Genomic DNA, 15,788 nt, shown 5'->3' with positions numbered 1-15,788 from the left:
ACTCAGACCGTGCCGTAGAGGCGGTCGCCGGCGTCACCGAGTCCGGGCACGATGTAGCCCTTCTCGTTGAGCCGCTCGTCGAGCGCGCCGAGCACGAGTGTCACGTCGTGGCCCTCGACCTGCTTCTCGATCGCCGCGACGCCCTCCGGCGCGCCCAGCAGGCAGATCGCCGTGACGTCGCGGGCGCCGCGGGCGAAGAGGAACTCCATCGCGGCGCCGAGCGATCCGCCCGTGGCGAGCATCGGATCGAGCACGAAGCACTGCCGGTCGCTCAGGTCCTCGGGGAGGCGCTCGGCGTACGTCGTCGGCTCGAGCGTCACTTCGTTGCGCGCCATGCCGAGGAACCCCACTTCGGCACTCGGCAGGAGCTTGACCATGCCGTCCAGCATCCCGAGGCCGGCGCGGAGGATCGGCACCACGAGCGGACGCGGGTCGCTGATGCGCACACCCACCGTCGTGGTGACCGGAGTCTGGATCTCGTGCGGGCTCACGCGGACGTTGCGCGTGGCCTCGTAGGCGAGGAGGGTGACCAGTTCTTCGGTGAGCTGGCGGAACACCGGCGACGGGGTGGTCTGGTCGCGCAGGACCGTGAGCTTGTGGGTGATGAGCGGGTGATCCGCGACGTGCAGGCGCATACGTTCAGGGTATGGCACCGGGGCTCCCCGGCGTGGTGGGGCGTACGCTCTGAGGGTGATCGCCGCCCCCTCCGACGCCGCGGCGATGCGACGTGCCCTGGCGCTCGCCCAGGAGGCCGCCGCGGACGGCGACGTGCCCGTCGGTGCGGTGGTGACGGATGCCGAGGGCGCGGTGATCGGCGAGGGCCGCAACCGGCGCGAGGAGACCCACGATCCGACGGCGCACGCCGAGATCGTGGCGCTGCGCCAGGCCGCGGTCGCGCGCGGCGGCTGGAACCTCGACGGATGCACGCTCGTGGTCACGTTGGAGCCGTGCGTGATGTGCGCCGGAGCGATGCTGCAGGCGCACGTCTCGCGCCTCGTCTACGGCGCGTGGGACGACAAGGCCGGCGCCGTGGGATCGGTGTACGACGTCGTCCGCGACCGACGGCTGCCGCAGCGCGCGGAGGTGATCGCCGGCGTGTACGCCGAGGAGGCGGCATCCCTCCTGCACACGTTCTTCACCGCCCGCCGCTAGCCCCTCGCCCCCTTCGCCCCGCGCGCCGATCCCTCTGCCGCCGAGGTGGTCCCTCTCCCCCCGAGATGGTCCCTCTCGCGTCGAGATGGTCCCTTTCCTTTCGAGATGGTCCCTTCCCCGTCGAGATGGTGTCCACCGCCTCGGGGGAGAACCCACCATGTCGGGGGAGAACCCACCATCTCGGCGGAGAACCCACCAGCTCGGGGGAGGAACCACCATCTCGGGGGAGAACCCACCATTTCGGCGGGAAACCCACCACCTCGGTCAGAAACCCACCATCTCGGCGGGAGAGCGCGACGGAGAGTGGATGCCGCGCGTCAGTCGGCGGAACGGATGACGATCTGCTCGGTGGCCGGCTGCGCGGCGAGCGAACCCGAGTCGTCGGGGCCGGCGTACACGTCGGGCTCGAAGTAGATCGCCCGCGCGATCGGCACCGCCGCGCGCACGCGCGCCTCGACGATGTCGATCTCGGCCGCGACGTCGGCGAACAGCTTGTCCGCCGCGAACCCCAGCTTCGCCGCCACGAGGAGCTCGTCGGGGCCCAGGTAGAGGGTCTTCACGTGGATCAGGTGCTCCACCTCGGGGCCGGAGGTGATCGCCTTCACGATCTTGCGGTGATCGGCATCCGTCGCCCCCTCGCCCACGAGCAGGCTCTTCGTCTCGATGCCGAGCGTGATCGCGACCACGATCAGGAGCGTGCCGATCATGAGCGTGCCGATCGCGTCGAACACCGAGTTGCCGGTGATCGTGGTGAGCCCGACGCCGAGGAGGGCGAAGACGAGTCCGATGAGGGCCGCCACGTCCTCGAGGAGCACGACGGGCAGCTCGGGTGCCTTCGCGTGCCGGATGAAGCCGACCCACGACTCGCCCTTCTTGCGGACGAGGTTGCTCTCACGGATCGCGGTGCGCAGCGAGAACGATTCCAGTCCGATCGCGATCAGCAGCACCGTGAGCGGAACCCACACGTTCTCGAGCTCGTGCGGGTGCGTGAGCTTGTCGACGCCCTCGTAGATCGAGAACAGACCACCGACGGAGAACAGGATGATCGAGACGACGAACGCGTACACGTAGCGCTCGCGGCCGTATCCGAACGGGTGCTCGCTGTCGGCGCGCTTCTTGGCCTTGCGGCCGCCCAGCAGGAGCAGCAGCTGGTTGCCGGAGTCGGCGACCGAGTGGATGCCCTCGGCGAGCATCGAGGCTGAGCCCGAGAAAAACCACGCGATGAACTTCGCCAGGGCGATGCCCATGTTCGCCAAGAACGCGGCGATGATCGCCTTGCCGCCACCCGATGCACTCATGAGTGACGAGTCTAGGTTCCCGGACCCGCCCGCGTCCGCGCCCGCGTCAGTCGGCGGACTTGAGGATGATCGTCTCGGTCGGGGGTGAGGGATCGGCGGGAGCCCCGACGTAGCCGATCACCGACAGCAGCGCGTGACGGAACTCCGCGGGCGCCTCCAGGTGCGCCGAATGCCCGACGCCCTCCAGCGCCACCTCGGTGACCTCACCGCCCGCGGCGGCGTACGCGTCGAGCACGTCGCGGGTCTGCGCGACCATCTCCTGGGCGGGGGCGACGTCCGCGCCGGGCCAGCCGGGCACGATCCCGAGCTGTCCGAGGTAGTTGAGGTCGTAGAACGACGTGTCCGAGACGATCGCGTCGGCGGTGCCGTGGATCCACGCGATCGGCGGCTTCGGGTCGAGCTCGACGATGCCCGAGACGTCGAAGTACCGCGGCGTCATGGTGTTCAGGACGCCGATCGTGCCCGCGGCGAATCCGGGCCAGTTCGCGCTCGCCGCGCCGTCGCCCGGATAGTTGCCCGTGGCCGTCGAGGTCGCGAGCATCGACTCGACCCAGGTGTCCTCGTGCTCGGTCGTGTACCCGGCCGCGACATAGCCCGACCGGAAGACGCTCCGGGGTGAGGTGGGCGCGTCCGCCGTCGTGTCGCGGTCGATGAGGCGCTGCACGAAGTCGGGGTTCGCACCGCCGCCGCCGGTCCCGGCATCGTCATCCGTGAGCCGGGTGCCGTCGCGGCGCGTACCCCCGAACCCGTACGGCGAGACGGGCGACTGCAGCGTCAGGCTCAGCACCGGGTGATCCAACGCATACTGCATCACGACGCCGCCGCCCATCGACCAGCCGACCAGGTGCGCCGTCGGGATCCCGAGCGCCTCGAGCGTCGCGAACACGTCGTCGCTGAAGTCGCGGACGCCCCGGGTCGCATCCACCGGCGCGTGCTCGGTCGCGCCGAAGCCGCGCAGGTCGATCGCGATGACCCGCAGGTCGCTCGGCAGGTCCTGCATGACCTCCTGCCAGAACAGCGACGACGACACGTTGCCGTGGATCAGCACGACGGTCCGATCCGGAGGTGTCGCCGGATCGTCGCCTTCTCTCTCGAGGACGCCCACGTTCAGATCCGGGGTTTCCACGATGCGGGAACGGATGCCGTCGAAGAGGCTCATGGGAAGGATCCTTCGTTGTGCGCGGGGGTCTTTCGCCGCTGTTTCCTCGACTATAGCCCCGCCCCGCACGCCGGTGAACGGGGTTTCAGGTTCGCATCCTCGCAGCCTGGTTAGGATGATCGGCATGCCTGCACAGACCCCTGCCCTGCCCCCCATCGCGATCATCGGCGCGGGCTCGATGGGAGGGGCGATCCTGCAGGGGCTCGTCCGCTCGGGGCTCGCCGTGGGTGGGGTGACGGTGACCAATCGCACGCGTGCGAAGGCTGAGCCGCTCGCCGGTCAGCCCGGCGTCACGAGCATCGCCCTCGAAGACCAGCCGGACGGGAACTCCCGGGCCGTCGCATCGGCGCGCATCGTGCTCATCGGCGTGAAGCCGGCGATGGTCCCGGAGCTGCTGAGCGAGATCACGCCGCACCTCGGTCCCGACGCCGTCGTCGTCAGCCTCGCGGCGGGAGTGACGATCGCGACGTTCGAGTCGATCCTCCCCGCCGGCACCTCGGTGCTGCGATCGATGCCGAACACCCCGGCCGTCGTCGGCCTCGCGGTGACCGGCCTGTCCGCGGGGACGGCCGCGACGCCTGAGGACACCGCCCTCGTGCGGGCGCTGTTCGAGACGGTCGGCACCGTGATCGAGGTGCCGGAATCCCAGATCGACGCGCTGTCGACGATCTCCGGCTCGGGCCCCGCCTATGTGTTCCTCCTGATCGAGGAGTTCCTGAAGGCCGCGATCGGTAAGGGCTTCAGCGAGGCGGACGCCCGCACGATGGCCGAGCAGACCTTCATCGGCGCGACGGCGCTGCTGGCGGCATCCGATGTCGACCCCGCCGAGCTGCGGCGGCAGGTGACGAGCCCGAAGGGCACGACCGAGCGCGCGGTGGCGGTCCTGCAGGACGCGCACCTCGACGACGTCTTCGTCCGGGCGACGGATGCCGCGCTCGAGCGCGCGCGCGAACTCGCGGCCGGCGCGTAACGGGAAGAGCAGCCGGGGGAGCCGCGGCGCTCAGAGCGCCGCGATGCTGCGTTCGCGGTCCAGCCGCGCGGTGTGGTCGGCGATCGCGGTCGCCACGGACTCGAGCTGGGTGGTGAACGCCGCGAGCTCGGCGGAGCTGAGGTGGGCGGTTGCGCCAGTGATCATCTCGGCGAAGTCGCTGTGCATGCGTTCCATGGCGACGTGCGCACGCGGTGTGAGCGAGAGCATGACGCTTCGGCGGTCATCGGGGTTGTCGAGGCGCTGCAGCAGGTCGATTTCGACCAGTCGGCGCGAGATGAGCGTGATGGCCGCGGTCGTCATGTGCATATGGGCGGCGAGGCGCTTGGGCGTCACGGCCACGTGTTCGCCGATGTAGAACAGCGCGCGCAGCTCGCTGGCAGACAGGCCCTCTTCCTCAGCGATCCGCTCCCGGTTTCGATCCAGCGCCCGGGAGAACCGGACTGCCGCGGCGGGAAAGGCGCTGAGCTTGTACGAACGGCCGTCCTGATCCGCGTCCTCGTCTCTCGTCACGCACTCATGGTACTCAAGCGCCTTGTTGACATGCTGTGTAATAAACGTACTTAGACAGTAACTTGAATAGTTGCTTAAACAAGGAGGAGTCATCGTGATACCCGATCTCTTGACCGCCGCGCAGCACTCGACGGTCTACAACTCGCTCTCCCTCGTGATCGCTGCTCAGCTGTTCACCGCGATCTTCCTGCTCATCTCGCTGCCGAGGGTTCTCCCGCGCTATCGACCCGCGATCACGATCGCGCTGATCGTCTGCGGAATCGCCGCCTACCACTACTTCCGCATCTTCGACTCGTTCAACGCGGCGTACACGACGACCGCGATCGGCGGCGCCGGCGACTACACGCTCGCAGAGGGAGCCGCCTTCAACGAGGGCTACCGCTACGTCGACTGGCTGCTGACCGTTCCGCTGCTGCTCGTGGAACTCGTCGCCGTGCTCGCGTTGGCGCGCGCGATGCAGAACAAGCTGCTCATGCAGCTCGTTCCCGCATCGATCCTGATGATCGTCCTGGGCTACCCCGGTGAGATCAGCGAGGACGTCGGCGTGCGGACGATCTTCGGCATCCTGTCCACGATCCCCTTCCTGTTCATCCTGTGGGTGCTGTTCGTCGAGCTCAGCAAGTCCCTGAAGACCCAGCCGGAAGCCGTGCGCGGCACCATCAGCCGCCTGCGCTACCTCCTCTTGCTGAGCTGGGGCGTGTACCCGATCGCCTACCTCCTGCCGTCGCTGGATGTCGGAGCCGACGGGTGGGTGTGGAAGCAGGTCGGCTATTCGATCGCCGACATCGTCGCCAAGGCGGTGTACGGCATCATCATCTACCAGGTCGCGAAGACGAAGTCGTGGATCGAGGATCCATCCTTCGCCCAGCAGGAGCGCTCGCACGCCGAGACCGTGAGCTTGACCGAGCGCGCCGTCAAGCCCTGATGCCGAGGGGAGCCGCCGGCTCCCTGCCGATCGCGCGAATTCGGGTGCGGTGGTGTGCGGACACGGAGAGCGGCTAGAGTCGCTCTCCGTGTCCACCCGTGCCGCCCCCGTGGCGACAAGGTCGCGCCGTGGAATACGCCTGCACCCCGCTCAGGCTGTCGTGGCCGGCTTCGCCGCGACCAACCTGATCGGCACCGCGCTGCTCAGTCTCCCGATCTCGTCGCGCTCGGGCGAATGGACCGGCTTCGTCGACGCGCTGTTCACGGCGACCTCCGCAGTGTGCGTCACCGGCCTCACCGTGCTGGACACGGCGACGCACTGGAGCCCGTTCGGGCTGGTCGTGATCCTCGTCCTCATCCAGCTCGGCGGCTTGGGGATCATGATCTTCGCGTCGCTGGTCGGACTCGCCTTGGCGCGGAAACTCACAGTCCGTTCGCGCCTGAACACCGCCGCCGAGGCGAAAGCCGTCGGCTACGACGATGTCCGCGGGCTCGTACGCGGCATCCTGCTCATCTCGCTCATCATCGAGGCGGTCACATTCTGCTTCCTCGCACCGCGCTTCATGCTCGCCTATGGCTATGGTCCGGCGGAGGCGGCGTGGTACGCGCTGTTCCACAGCGTCTCGTCGTTCAACAACGCCGGATTCGCGCTCTACAGCGACAACCTGATCGGGTTCGCCGCCGACCCCTGGATCTGCCTGCCCCTGTGCGGGGCGATCATCCTCGGCGGGCTCGGATTCCCGGTGATCATGCAGCTGCGCAAGGAGTTCCGGCGCCCACTGCACTGGAGCATGAACACCAAGATCGTGCTGTGGGCCACCGCAACCCTCCTCGTGGGTGGCACGGTCTACATCACGGTGTTCGAGTGGTCCAACGCCGAGACACTCGGCGCCTACGATCCTGCGACGAGGCTGCTCATCGGCTTCTTCCATTCGGTGCAGACCCGTACGGCGGGGTTCAACTCGGTCGACATCGGACTGATGCACGACGAGACGTGGCTGGGCATGGACGTGCTGATGTTCATCGGCGGTGGGCCCGCGGGAACAGCCGGCGGTATCAAGGTGACCACGTTCGCCGTGCTGTTCTTCATCATGGCCACCGAGCTGCGGGGTGAGGGCGCCGTGAACATCTTCGGCAAGCGACTGTCTCGCGCGGTCCACCGGCAGGCGATCACCGTGGTGCTGATGGCGGTCGCGGCCGTCATGGTGGCGACGATCTCGCTCATGGTCATCACGGGCTTGTCGTTCGATCGTGTGTTCTTCGAGGCGGTGTCGGCATTCGGCACGGTAGGGCTGTCGACGGGCATCACCGGTGACCTGCCCGACGCGGCCGAGATCGTCTTGGTGCTCTTGATGTTCCTCGGCCGGCTCGGTCCGCTGACGCTCGGCAGCGCCATCGCGCTGCGACAACGTCGCATCCTGTACGAATACCCCAAGGAGAGGCCCGCCATTGGCTAAGTTCTCGCTCTTCTCAGACACATCCCGCCGGATCGCGGAGGCCGATTCGGTTGCGGTGATCGGGCTCGGCCGCTTCGGCAGCAGCCTCGCGCTGGAGCTCATGGCGTCGGGGACGGAGGTGCTCGGCATCGACAGCGACGAAGAGATCGTGCAGTCGCACAACGGTCAGCTCACGCAGGTCGTCCGGGCGGATTCGACCAAGGAGGAGGCGCTGCGTCAACTCGCCGTGGACGAGTTCGACCGCGTCGTGGTCGCGATCGGCGACGACGTGCAGGCCTCCATCCTCACAGCGTCGCTTCTGCTCCAGTTGAAGGTTCCCGTCGTCTGGGCCAAGGCGATCAGCGAACAGCACGGCACGATCCTCGCCCAGCTGGGTGTGCATCACGTCGTGTATCCCGAGAAGGACATGGGTCGGCGCGTGGCGCACCTCGTGCGCGGTGCCGCGATCGACTACCTCGAGATCGACCGGGGCTATTCGCTGGTCAAAGCCACCGTTCCCGCCTCTTTCGTCGGCGTGCCGTTGGGTCAGACGCGCCTTCGCCAGCAGCATGGTGTCACCATCGCGGCCTACCGCGACGACAGCGGATCATGGCAGAACGCCGACAACGCGACGGTGCTCGCTCCCGGCGCGGCGGTCTTGATCGTCGGGCCGACGTCGAGAGCCGAGGCCTTCGCTCAGCTGCGCTGACCGGACGATGCCTCAGCGGTCGAGAGCCGCGAACCGCTCGATGTCGCCGTTCGTACCCGACACGATGATCAGGTCGTGGTTCGTGACGATCGTGTTCGCCTCCGCGTAGCGGAACGGCTTGCCCGGGCTCTTCACCCCGACCACGGTCACGTTGTACTTGGACCGCACGCCCGATTCGTTCAGCCCGACTCCGCGGATGAACTTCGGCGGGTACATCTTCGCGATCGCGAAGTCGTCGTCGAACCGGATGAAGTCCAGCATCCGCCCGCTCACGAGATGGGCGACGCGCTCACCGGCCTCGCGCTCGGGGTAGATGACGTGGTTCGCGCCCACGCGGGCGAGGATCTTGCCGTGCGACTGCGACACCGCCTTCGCCCAGATCTGCGGCACCTTCAGGTCGACGAGGTTCGCGGTGATCAGGACCGAGGCCTCGATCGAGGATCCGACGGCGACGACGGCCACCTGGAAGTCCTGCGCGCCGATCTGCTTGAGCGCGTCGACGTTGCGGGCATCGGCCTGCACGGCGTGCGTGACACGTTCGGACCACTTCTGGACCAGATCCAGGCTCTCATCGATCGCGAGCACTTCGCGGTCCAGGCGATCCAGCTCGCCCGCACAGGCGGCGCCGAAGCGTCCGAGTCCGATCACCAGGACAGGAGCATCGCCCCTGATGCGCTCAACCAACGATCGGCCTTTCCACCGGCAGCGCGAACAGCTGCGAACGGGATGACGCGGCCACGGCCGCGGCGAGAGTCACTGTACCAATGCGTCCCATGAACATCGTCAGCGCCATGACGTAGACGCCGGCGTCGGGCAGGGATTCGGTGAGCCCCGTGGACAGGCCGACGGTGGCGAACCCCGAGATCACATCGAACAGCACCATCTCGACCGGCGACTTGGTGATGTGCGCGATCGTGATGGTCGACAGGGCGACGATCGTCGCGCCCCACGCGACGACGGACAGCGCGACGCGCTGCACGTCGCTCGGGATGCGGCGCCCGAAGGCCTGCACCGAGGGGCGACCCTTCGCCTCGGACCACACCGCGAGTGCGAGGACGGCGAGGGTGGTCACCTTGATGCCGCCCGCGGTGGACGCCGATCCTCCGCCGACGAACATGAGCATCGACCCGACCAGGAGCGACGAGCCGTTGAGCTCGCCGATGTCCACGACCGAGAATCCGCCGGAGCGGGTCATCGCCGACAGGAAGAACGACTGGAACACGGTGTCCCACGCATCGCGGCTGCCGAAGGTCTCGGGGTTGTCGAACTCGAGGGCGAGGAACGCGGCTGCGCCGAGGAAGAACAGCAGGACGGTCGTGATGAGCGTGAGCTTCGCGTGCAGGGTCCAGTGCCGCACGTGCCACTGGTGGCGCCACAGCGTGTAGATGACCGGGAAGCCGATCGAGCCGAGGAAGACACCCGCCATCATGACGGTGAGGAAGAAGTAGTCGTACTGGAACGGCAGGATGCCGTCCGGGTTGGGGGAGAACCCGGTGTTCGTGAACGCCATCGCGGCGTAGTACGGCGCCTCCCAGAGCGCGGTGAGAGGATCGACGCCGCCCACGAGGAGGGAGGGGTACAGGAGGACCGCGATCACGGCCTCGATCACGAGGGTGGACAGCGCGACGGTGCGCAGCAGAACACCGACTTCGCCGAGTCGGACCGTCTGTCCTTCGTTCACGACGCCGCCGTGCGCGCGCATCGGATTCGTGTCGCCCGCCGCGATGAGTTTGGCGCGCAGACCCAGTCTTTTGGAGATCACGAGCCCGAGGATCGACGCGAGCGTGAGGACGCCCATCGCGCCGACGTTCACGCCGATGAAGATGATGACCTGGCCGAACGGCGACCAGTACGTTCCCATGTTCACCGTGGTCAATCCGGTGACGCAGATCGTGGAGACCGCGGTGAACAGGGCGTCCGCGAACGGGGCCCGCGTGCCGGTGGCGGTCGCGGCGGGGAGGGACAGGAAGCCGGTGAACAGCAGGATGAGTGCGGCGAAGACGAGGACCGCGAACCTGGCGGGCGAAGCGGTGGTGAGGTCCTGCAGGCGATCCCAGGCCAGGCGCAGGGAGGCTCTCATCCGCGTCACGAAGGACCCCTTCGGGTCAGTCGCCATGCGCGGCCCCCTCGCTCGAAACCTCAGTCATGGTACTCCGGCAGATGCCCGACTAACCTAAGCACATGGCGGACATCTTCGACGTGATCGCGGACGGCACCCGCCGCGACATCCTGCAGCTCCTCCTGGATCGGTCATCCGCCGGAGAGCGCGGGACGAGCGTGTCGCACATCGTGCAGCAGCTCGGTGTCAGCCAGCCGACGGTCTCCAAGCACCTTAAAGTGCTGCGCGAGGCGCAGCTGGTGTCGGTTCGCGAAGAGGGCCAGCACCGCTACTACAGCCTGTCGGCCGCGCCGCTGGACGAAGTCGACGACTGGCTCATCCCCTTCCTCGACGACGGGGCGGATGCCGAGCTCGGCGGCTCTTCCACGCTTCCGGACTCGGCGGCGCACGCGGCGGACACCCTGGGGCGTGCGGCGGCGTCGGCCAAGCACGCGTTCGAGAGCGCGCTGAAGAAGCTGCCGGGCCGCTGAGCCGGGCTCAGGAGTTCGGCGCCGTGGAGTCCTGGTCCTGGTCCTGCTGCGGCGCACCCGGAGCGGGACGGTCGCCGTCGCGGTCCCCCCAGCCCTGACCGGGATCGCCACCCGGGAAGCCGCGGTCTCCGAACTCAGCGGCGGGCCCGCCTCGACCCGAATCGAGGGCGAAGCCGGTCGCCACGCCACCGCCGAAAGCGAGTGCCAGCAGAAGCGCGCCTCCCGCGGCGATCCCGCCGATGAGCCAGCCGCGGGACGAGGGGCGCGTCGGTGGGGCTGTGGGCTCCGGCGTGGCAGGCGACGCTCCGGCGGGCGGCGCTTCGGGAAGGACGGCGGTCGGCTGCTCGGCGGGCGCGGTGGGAGCGGGTGCAGTGGGTTCGGAATCGTCGCGGGACATGCGTCCGATGCTCGCGCGAGCGCTGAGGTGCGACCTCTGCGGCGGGTATGGGTCGGCTGGGAACGGCACACGCTTCGATCCCAGTGGTCACACGGGTTTACAGGCGTCGCACGCACCCCATAGAGTGTGCTGTGCACGATCCTGGGGAAGGGGAGATCATGGCGGAACTGCCTGATGTGCGCTTCCTGACCGTCGCGGAGGTCGCCGACATCATGCGCGTGTCGAAGATGACCGTGTACCGGCTCGTTCACGCGGGCGAGTTGCCCGCCGTCCGGTTCGGGCGCAGTTACCGCGTTCCCGAGTCCGCCGTCACCGACGCGCTGCAGCGCCCGATCGCCGACGTCGGCTGAGCGAGGTTTCTCAGGTCGACGCGCCTGATAGACTTTGCCAAGGCATTTTTCCGTTCTTGCCGTTCCCGGGCACGACTGCACGAAAGTGCAGGTAGCCCAGACCCCGACTTAGTGAGGTTTTCCGTGGGTTCAGTCATCAAGAAGCGCCGCAAGCGCATGGCGAAGAAGAAGCACCGCAAGCTGCTTCGCAAGACTCGCCACCAGCGCCGCAACAAGAAGTAGCAGCGGCCGCGGGCATCGCCCGCGCACACCGAGCGCCTGTCCGAGGACGGGCGCTTCGTGTTGTCGGCACCGCGGTGGCGCTCACCTGGTCTGGGCAGCACCAGAATGGAACCATGAAGTCGATCACCGTCGAGCAGCGCCGTGCCCGTGAGGGCGTCCCTCTCATCGATGTCCGCGAGCCCGACGAGTTCGCCGCCGGGCGCGTGCCCGGAGCCGTGAACCTTCCGATGTCCCGCATCGGCGAACTGCTGGATCAGCTGCCCGACGGCGAGTTCGATGTCATCTGCGCTCTCGGTGGGCGGTCGGGTCGTGTGGTCGAGGCGCTGGAGGCGCGCGGATACGACGCGGTCAACGTCGAGGGCGGCACGAACGGATGGATCGACGCGGGCTACCCCGTCGAGCGATGACCGAGATCACGCTGATCGGCAAGCCCGACTGCCACTTGTGCGATGTGGCGGAGGAGATCGTCGGTTCGGTCCTCGCTGAACTGCCCGACGAGGTGGCCGACCGCATCGAGCTTCGCGAGGCGTCGATCGCCGACGACCCCGCTCTGTACGAACTGTGGTGGGAGAAGATCCCGGTCATCCTGATCGACGGCCGGCTGCACGCGCACTGGCGAGTCTCAGCCGATCGTCTTCGAGCGGCGCTCACGGACGCGGCTCAGCCGACGAGTCGCTGACGCAGACGTCCGAGGTCCTCCTCGGTCGCTCCGCCGCTGCGCAGATAGGCGTCAGAGCCGCCGTGCTCCCGGTCGACCCACTCGAGTGCCGTCATGATCGCCGACGCGGGCGTCTGCGCGATGAGCTCCTCGAGGGCCGGTGTCCGCGGGATCCCCATGGCGGCGATCATCCCGAACATCCGGTCCGCCCACGCGCCCGCCAGATTCGCCTCCGACGACGCGTAGTCGGCGATCAGGGCCTCACGCTGCACCCCCACCGCGTCCAGGACCAGCGCGACGCTCACGCCCGTCCGGTCCTTACCCGCCGTGCAGTGTACGAGAACAGCCTCGCGATCGGCGTCCGGCGCCGGAGGGTCCGCCACGACGCGCGTGAACTCGGCAAAGACGCCGGCTCCGTGCGCAAGCATCGATGTGTAGAGCGCGCTCAGCTGCGGCAGTTGCGCGAGGGCCTGCTCGACGGCCGCCTCGGCGTGAGCGCCCGGCGCGGAGAGTGCCTGATCGGCCAGTCCGTTCAACGCGCCCTCGAGCAGCTCGAGATGCACGACGCGGAACTCGGTCTCGGCGGGCAGGCGGTCGGGGGAGAGTTGCCGCTCCATCGGCGTCCGGAAGTCGACGATCACGCCGATGCCCGTGTCTGCGAGCCGGCGCCCGCCCTCCGGGGTCAGTCCGCTCAGCGCATCCGAGCGGAAGAGCACACCCGCCCGGACGGCGCCGCCGCCGATGAGCGGCATCCCGCCGACATCGCGGAAGTTGACGGTGCCCTCCGGCGCCCCGTGTCCCGCTGCCATCGCGCTCAGGGAGCCAGGCGCGTCGGGCCGCGGAACAGGTAGGTCACCTCGCGGATCGACGATTCGCCGAGCAGGAGCATGAGGACGCGCGCGAGACCCATCCCGAACCCGCCGTGCGGCGGAGCGCCGAAGCGGAAGAAGTCGAGGTAGAAGTCCAGGTGCTCGGGATCGAGCCCCTTCTCCTTGGCCTGCTCGATCAGGACGTCGACGCGGTGCTCGCGCTGCGCGCCCGTCGTGATCTCGACCCCGTTGAACAGGAGGTCGTAGCTCTTGGTGAGCCCGGTCTCCTCGTCGCGCATGTGGTAGAACGCGCGGATCGCAGGGTGGTAGTCGGTGATGAAGACGAACTGGTGACCGTACGTCTCCTGCACATAGGCGGCGATCTGGCGCTCGCCCTCCGGGTCGAGATCGCCGTCGGTGCGCGGCACTTCGTAGCCGCGCGACTTCACGATCTCGAGGGCCTCGGCGAGCGGGATGCGCGGGAACGGGACCGTGGGAACCTGCACCTCGACCTCGAACAGCTGCGCGATCTCTTCGCCGTGCTTGTCCTTGACCGCCTGGAAGGCGAACTGCAGCAGCTCCTCCTGCATCCGGGCGACATCCTCGTGCGAGTCGATCCAGCTGATCTCGGCGTCGATCGAGGTGAACTCGGTCGCGTGCCGGCTCGTGAAGGAGGGGTCGGCGCGGAACGCCGGGGCGATCTCGAAGATCTTGCCGAAGCCGGCGACCTGGGCCATCTGCTTGAAGAACTGGGGCGACTGCGCGAGATAAGCGGTCTGGTCGTTGAAGTACTCCAGGGCGAACAGTTCCGCGTTGGACTCCGACGGGCTCGCCATGAGCTTCGGCGAGTGGACCTCGATGTAGTCGCGCTCGATCCAGTACGTGCGCAGCGCGTGTTCGAACGTCGTCTGCACGCGGAAGATCAGGTTGTTGCGCCGCTGCCGGAGGTCGAGGAAGCGCCAGTCCATGCGCTTGTCCGGGCTGCTGTCGGCCGCGATGGGCGTCTCCGGGTTCGCCGCCGCGGCGATCTCGAGCGTGCCGACCTTGATCTCGACGCCGCCGAGCTTGACGCGCTCGTCGTGCTTGAGCTCGCCCCGCACGGTGAGGAAGGTGCCGGTCGCGAGCGCGGAGATCACGTCGGTGAGCGCGAGGGCCGCGGCGTCCTGCTCCGTGCCGTCCTCGGCCGGGCGCGTGGCGGGGTTCACGAGCTGCACGGCGCCGGTCTCGTCCCGCAGGATGACGAACTGCACCTTCTTCTGATCGCGCACGGTCTCGACCCAACCGGAGACCGTGACCGGTCCGTCCTCGCGGGCGTGCAGCTGGGAGACGAGAGTGCGTTCGGTCATGACGGATCAGTCTACGCGGGGCGGATGCCGCTCCCCGCGAGTCGCCCACACCCAGGCTTCGGTCACCTTCGCCCCGTAGCCTGGAGAGGTCTCGTCCGTCTGGGCGACGGCATCCGATCACCGCCCGACGACTCGCAGGAGCCGCACGATGACCGCAAGCCCCGCCGACGGATCCTGGCTGACCGCCCTGAGCGACTGGGCCGTCTCCCTCATGGACGTGATCGGCCCGATCGGGGCCGGCCTCGCGATCGCGCTCGAGAACCTCTTCCCGCCGCTGCCCAGCGAGGTCATCCTGCCGCTGGCGGGTCTGGCCGCGAGCCGCGGCTCCTTCACGCTCATCGAGGCGCTCGCCTGGACGACCGCCGGCTCGATCGTCGGCGCGTTCGCTCTGTACGGGCTCGGCGCGTGGCTCGGCGCGGACCGCCTGCGGCGCCTCGCCGCGCACATCCCGCTCCTGCACCCCGAGGACATCGACCGCACGGTCGCGTGGTTCCAGCGGCACGGTGTCAAGGCGATCTTCTTCGGACGCATGCTGCCGGTGTTCCGCAGCCTCATCTCGATCCCCGCGGGGATCACGCGGATGCCGCTGCTGAAGTTCGGTCTGCTCACCGCCGCCGGCAGCCTCATCTGGAACAGCATCTTCGTTCTCTCCGGATTCTTCCTCGGGGAGTCCTGGCACGTCGTGGAGCAGTACGCCGAGATCCTGCAGTACATCGTGATCATCGGGGCCGTCGGCGGTGTGGCGTTCTTCATCCACCGCCGCGTGCGCTCCCTGCTGGAGCATCGACGCAACGGAGCCGTGGAGGACGGCGCGTCCTGAGAAGCCACGCCTCCTAGGATGGGCGCGTGACGCAGCCGCCCGCCCTCCCCTCGCCCGCCAAGCGTCCGCTGCGGACGTGGGACCTCGTCCTGACGATCATCCTGCTCGTCCTGGCCGGCGTCCTCGCGGCGATCATGTCGTTCTTCGGCTTCTTCCTCGCGATGGCCTCGGACCCCTGCGGCGTCCGCGACTGCAGCTTCGACCTGATCACGACCGGCATGTTCGTCGCCGTCGGGCTGCCCTGGCTGTTCCTCATCATCACCGCCGTTGTCGCGATCGTCCTGCTGGTCAAGCGGCGGCTCGCGTTCTGGGTTCCGCTCGTGGGCGGCGTGCTCATCATCGCGTCGTGGTTCATCGGCGCGTTCATCGCCGCGGCGGGTGTCCCGGGCTCCTAGCTCTCGGCCGGCATCCCGGGCTC

Annotated in this window: 21 protein-coding genes; 12 read left to right on the top strand and 9 right to left on the bottom strand. The window is 68.3% G+C overall.

All coding sequences use genetic code 11. From position 1 onward, the window contains the following. Nucleotides 1-2 precede the first annotated feature (2 nt). Nucleotides 3-635 (bottom strand): uracil phosphoribosyltransferase, encoded by a 633-nt coding sequence (gene upp, locus ABD197_RS14380; RefSeq protein WP_344055539.1) that lies wholly within the window; start codon nt 633-635, stop codon nt 3-5. A 55-nt stretch (nt 636-690) separates the two neighbouring features. Here upp and tadA point away from each other — a divergent pair, with 55 nt between their 5' ends. Beyond that, nucleotides 691-1,152 (top strand): tRNA adenosine(34) deaminase TadA, encoded by a 462-nt coding sequence (gene tadA, locus ABD197_RS14375; protein ID WP_344055538.1) that lies wholly within the window; start codon nt 691-693, stop codon nt 1,150-1,152. 317 nt (nt 1,153-1,469) lie between these two features. On the opposite strand, the gene ABD197_RS14370 is transcribed toward tadA, so the two are convergent. Together ABD197_RS14370 and ABD197_RS14365 are read right to left on the bottom strand one after the other, a co-directional pair. Beyond that, nucleotides 1,470-2,450, bottom strand: a complete 981-nt coding sequence (locus ABD197_RS14370) for a cation diffusion facilitator family transporter (protein ID WP_344055537.1) — start codon at nt 2,448-2,450, stop codon at nt 1,470-1,472. A 46-nt stretch (nt 2,451-2,496) separates the two neighbouring features. Beyond that, a complete protein-coding gene (locus ABD197_RS14365; protein ID WP_344055536.1) occupies nt 2,497-3,609 on the bottom strand; it encodes an alpha/beta fold hydrolase in 1,113 nt (370 codons plus the stop codon). 124 nt (nt 3,610-3,733) lie between these two features. Between ABD197_RS14365 and proC the strand changes: the two genes are divergently transcribed. Next, nucleotides 3,734-4,579 (top strand): pyrroline-5-carboxylate reductase, encoded by an 846-nt coding sequence (gene proC / locus ABD197_RS14360; protein WP_344055535.1) that lies wholly within the window; start codon nt 3,734-3,736, stop codon nt 4,577-4,579. Between the two features lie 30 nt (nt 4,580-4,609). Here the strand turns inward: proC and ABD197_RS14355 are convergent, their stop codons facing one another. After that, nucleotides 4,610-5,110 carry a MarR family winged helix-turn-helix transcriptional regulator gene (locus ABD197_RS14355; protein WP_344055534.1) on the bottom strand — a complete coding sequence of 167 codons (501 nt, stop codon included), beginning with the start codon at nt 5,108-5,110 and terminating at the stop codon, nt 4,610-4,612. 94 nt (nt 5,111-5,204) lie between these two features. Here ABD197_RS14355 and ABD197_RS14350 point away from each other — a divergent pair, with 94 nt between their 5' ends. The 3 genes from ABD197_RS14350 to ABD197_RS14340 all read left to right on the top strand — a co-directional run bounded on the left by ABD197_RS14350 (nt 5,205) and on the right by ABD197_RS14340 (nt 8,179). After that, the gene (locus tag ABD197_RS14350) at nt 5,205-6,035 is read left to right on the top strand and encodes a bacteriorhodopsin (RefSeq protein WP_344055533.1); all 831 of its coding nucleotides are present in this window, start codon (nt 5,205-5,207) and stop codon (nt 6,033-6,035) included. A gap of 88 nt (nt 6,036-6,123) precedes the next feature. Next, entirely contained in the window at nt 6,124-7,491 is a 1,368-nt protein-coding gene (locus ABD197_RS14345) for a TrkH family potassium uptake protein (protein ID WP_344055532.1), read from the top strand. Next, on the top strand, nt 7,484-8,179 hold the full coding sequence (locus ABD197_RS14340) for a potassium channel family protein (protein WP_344055531.1): 696 nt from the start codon (nt 7,484-7,486) through the stop codon (nt 8,177-8,179). Before ABD197_RS14345 ends, ABD197_RS14340 begins: the two co-directional genes overlap by 8 nt. 12 nt (nt 8,180-8,191) lie before the next feature. Here ABD197_RS14340 and ABD197_RS14335 read toward each other — a convergent pair whose 3' ends face one another. Both ABD197_RS14335 and ABD197_RS14330 read right to left on the bottom strand, forming a co-directional pair. Beyond that, nucleotides 8,192-8,863, bottom strand: coding sequence for a potassium channel family protein (locus ABD197_RS14335; RefSeq protein WP_344055530.1), 672 nt, complete (start codon nt 8,861-8,863; stop codon nt 8,192-8,194). Further along, entirely contained in the window at nt 8,856-10,259 is a 1,404-nt protein-coding gene (locus ABD197_RS14330) for a TrkH family potassium uptake protein (RefSeq protein ID WP_344055879.1), read from the bottom strand. The genes ABD197_RS14335 and ABD197_RS14330 overlap by 8 nt, the downstream gene beginning before the upstream one ends. A gap of 101 nt (nt 10,260-10,360) precedes the next feature. On the opposite strand from ABD197_RS14330, the gene ABD197_RS14325 reads away from it, so the two are divergent. Beyond that, nucleotides 10,361-10,768: an ArsR/SmtB family transcription factor gene (locus ABD197_RS14325; RefSeq protein ID WP_344055529.1), complete on the top strand. Its 408-nt coding sequence runs from the start codon at nt 10,361-10,363 to the stop codon at nt 10,766-10,768. 7 nt (nt 10,769-10,775) lie between these two features. On the opposite strand, the gene ABD197_RS14320 is transcribed toward ABD197_RS14325, so the two are convergent. Beyond that, nucleotides 10,776-11,165 (bottom strand): hypothetical protein, encoded by a 390-nt coding sequence (locus tag ABD197_RS14320; RefSeq protein WP_344055528.1) that lies wholly within the window; start codon nt 11,163-11,165, stop codon nt 10,776-10,778. 158 nt (nt 11,166-11,323) lie between these two features. On the opposite strand from ABD197_RS14320, the gene ABD197_RS14315 reads away from it, so the two are divergent. The 4 genes from ABD197_RS14315 (at nt 11,324) to ABD197_RS14300 (ending at nt 12,416) form a co-directional block, all read left to right on the top strand. Then, complete coding sequence (locus ABD197_RS14315; protein WP_257503521.1) at nt 11,324-11,515, top strand: helix-turn-helix domain-containing protein; 192 nt, start codon at nt 11,324-11,326, stop codon at nt 11,513-11,515. Nucleotides 11,516-11,638: 123 nt separating this feature from the next. Continuing rightward, nucleotides 11,639-11,737, top strand: coding sequence for a 30S ribosomal protein bS22 (locus ABD197_RS14310; RefSeq protein ID WP_003792170.1), 99 nt, complete (start codon nt 11,639-11,641; stop codon nt 11,735-11,737). A gap of 113 nt (nt 11,738-11,850) precedes the next feature. Next, nucleotides 11,851-12,144, top strand: a complete 294-nt coding sequence (locus ABD197_RS14305; protein WP_344055527.1) for a rhodanese-like domain-containing protein — start codon at nt 11,851-11,853, stop codon at nt 12,142-12,144. Further along, the gene (locus ABD197_RS14300; protein ID WP_344055526.1) at nt 12,141-12,416 is read left to right on the top strand and encodes a glutaredoxin family protein; all 276 of its coding nucleotides are present in this window, start codon (nt 12,141-12,143) and stop codon (nt 12,414-12,416) included. Before ABD197_RS14305 ends, ABD197_RS14300 begins: the two co-directional genes overlap by 4 nt. Here the strand turns inward: ABD197_RS14300 and ABD197_RS14295 are convergent. Beyond that, nucleotides 12,398-13,204, bottom strand: a complete 807-nt coding sequence (locus ABD197_RS14295) for a tyrosine-protein phosphatase (protein ID WP_344055525.1) — start codon at nt 13,202-13,204, stop codon at nt 12,398-12,400. The two genes, ABD197_RS14300 and ABD197_RS14295, sit on opposite strands and share 19 nt — an antisense overlap. Nucleotides 13,205-13,209: 5 nt before the next feature. Next, nucleotides 13,210-14,550, bottom strand: a complete 1,341-nt coding sequence (gene aspS, locus ABD197_RS14290; protein ID WP_344055524.1) for an aspartate--tRNA(Asn) ligase — start codon at nt 14,548-14,550, stop codon at nt 13,210-13,212. A 148-nt stretch (nt 14,551-14,698) separates the two neighbouring features. On the opposite strand from aspS, the gene ABD197_RS14285 reads away from it, so the two are divergent. Together ABD197_RS14285 and ABD197_RS14280 are read left to right on the top strand one after the other, a co-directional pair. Continuing rightward, complete coding sequence (locus tag ABD197_RS14285; RefSeq protein ID WP_344055523.1) at nt 14,699-15,370, top strand: DedA family protein; 672 nt, start codon at nt 14,699-14,701, stop codon at nt 15,368-15,370. Between the two features lie 26 nt (nt 15,371-15,396). Then, complete coding sequence (locus ABD197_RS14280; RefSeq protein WP_344055522.1) at nt 15,397-15,765, top strand: DUF6264 family protein; 369 nt, start codon at nt 15,397-15,399, stop codon at nt 15,763-15,765. Nucleotides 15,766-15,788 lie beyond the last annotated feature (23 nt).

The organism is Microbacterium lacus (assembly GCF_039531105.1).
GTDB lineage: Bacteria > Actinomycetota > Actinomycetes > Actinomycetales > Microbacteriaceae > Microbacterium > Microbacterium lacus.
Note: the sequence above shows the minus strand (reverse complement) of the source record. Positions and strands in the feature narration are given on the sequence as shown.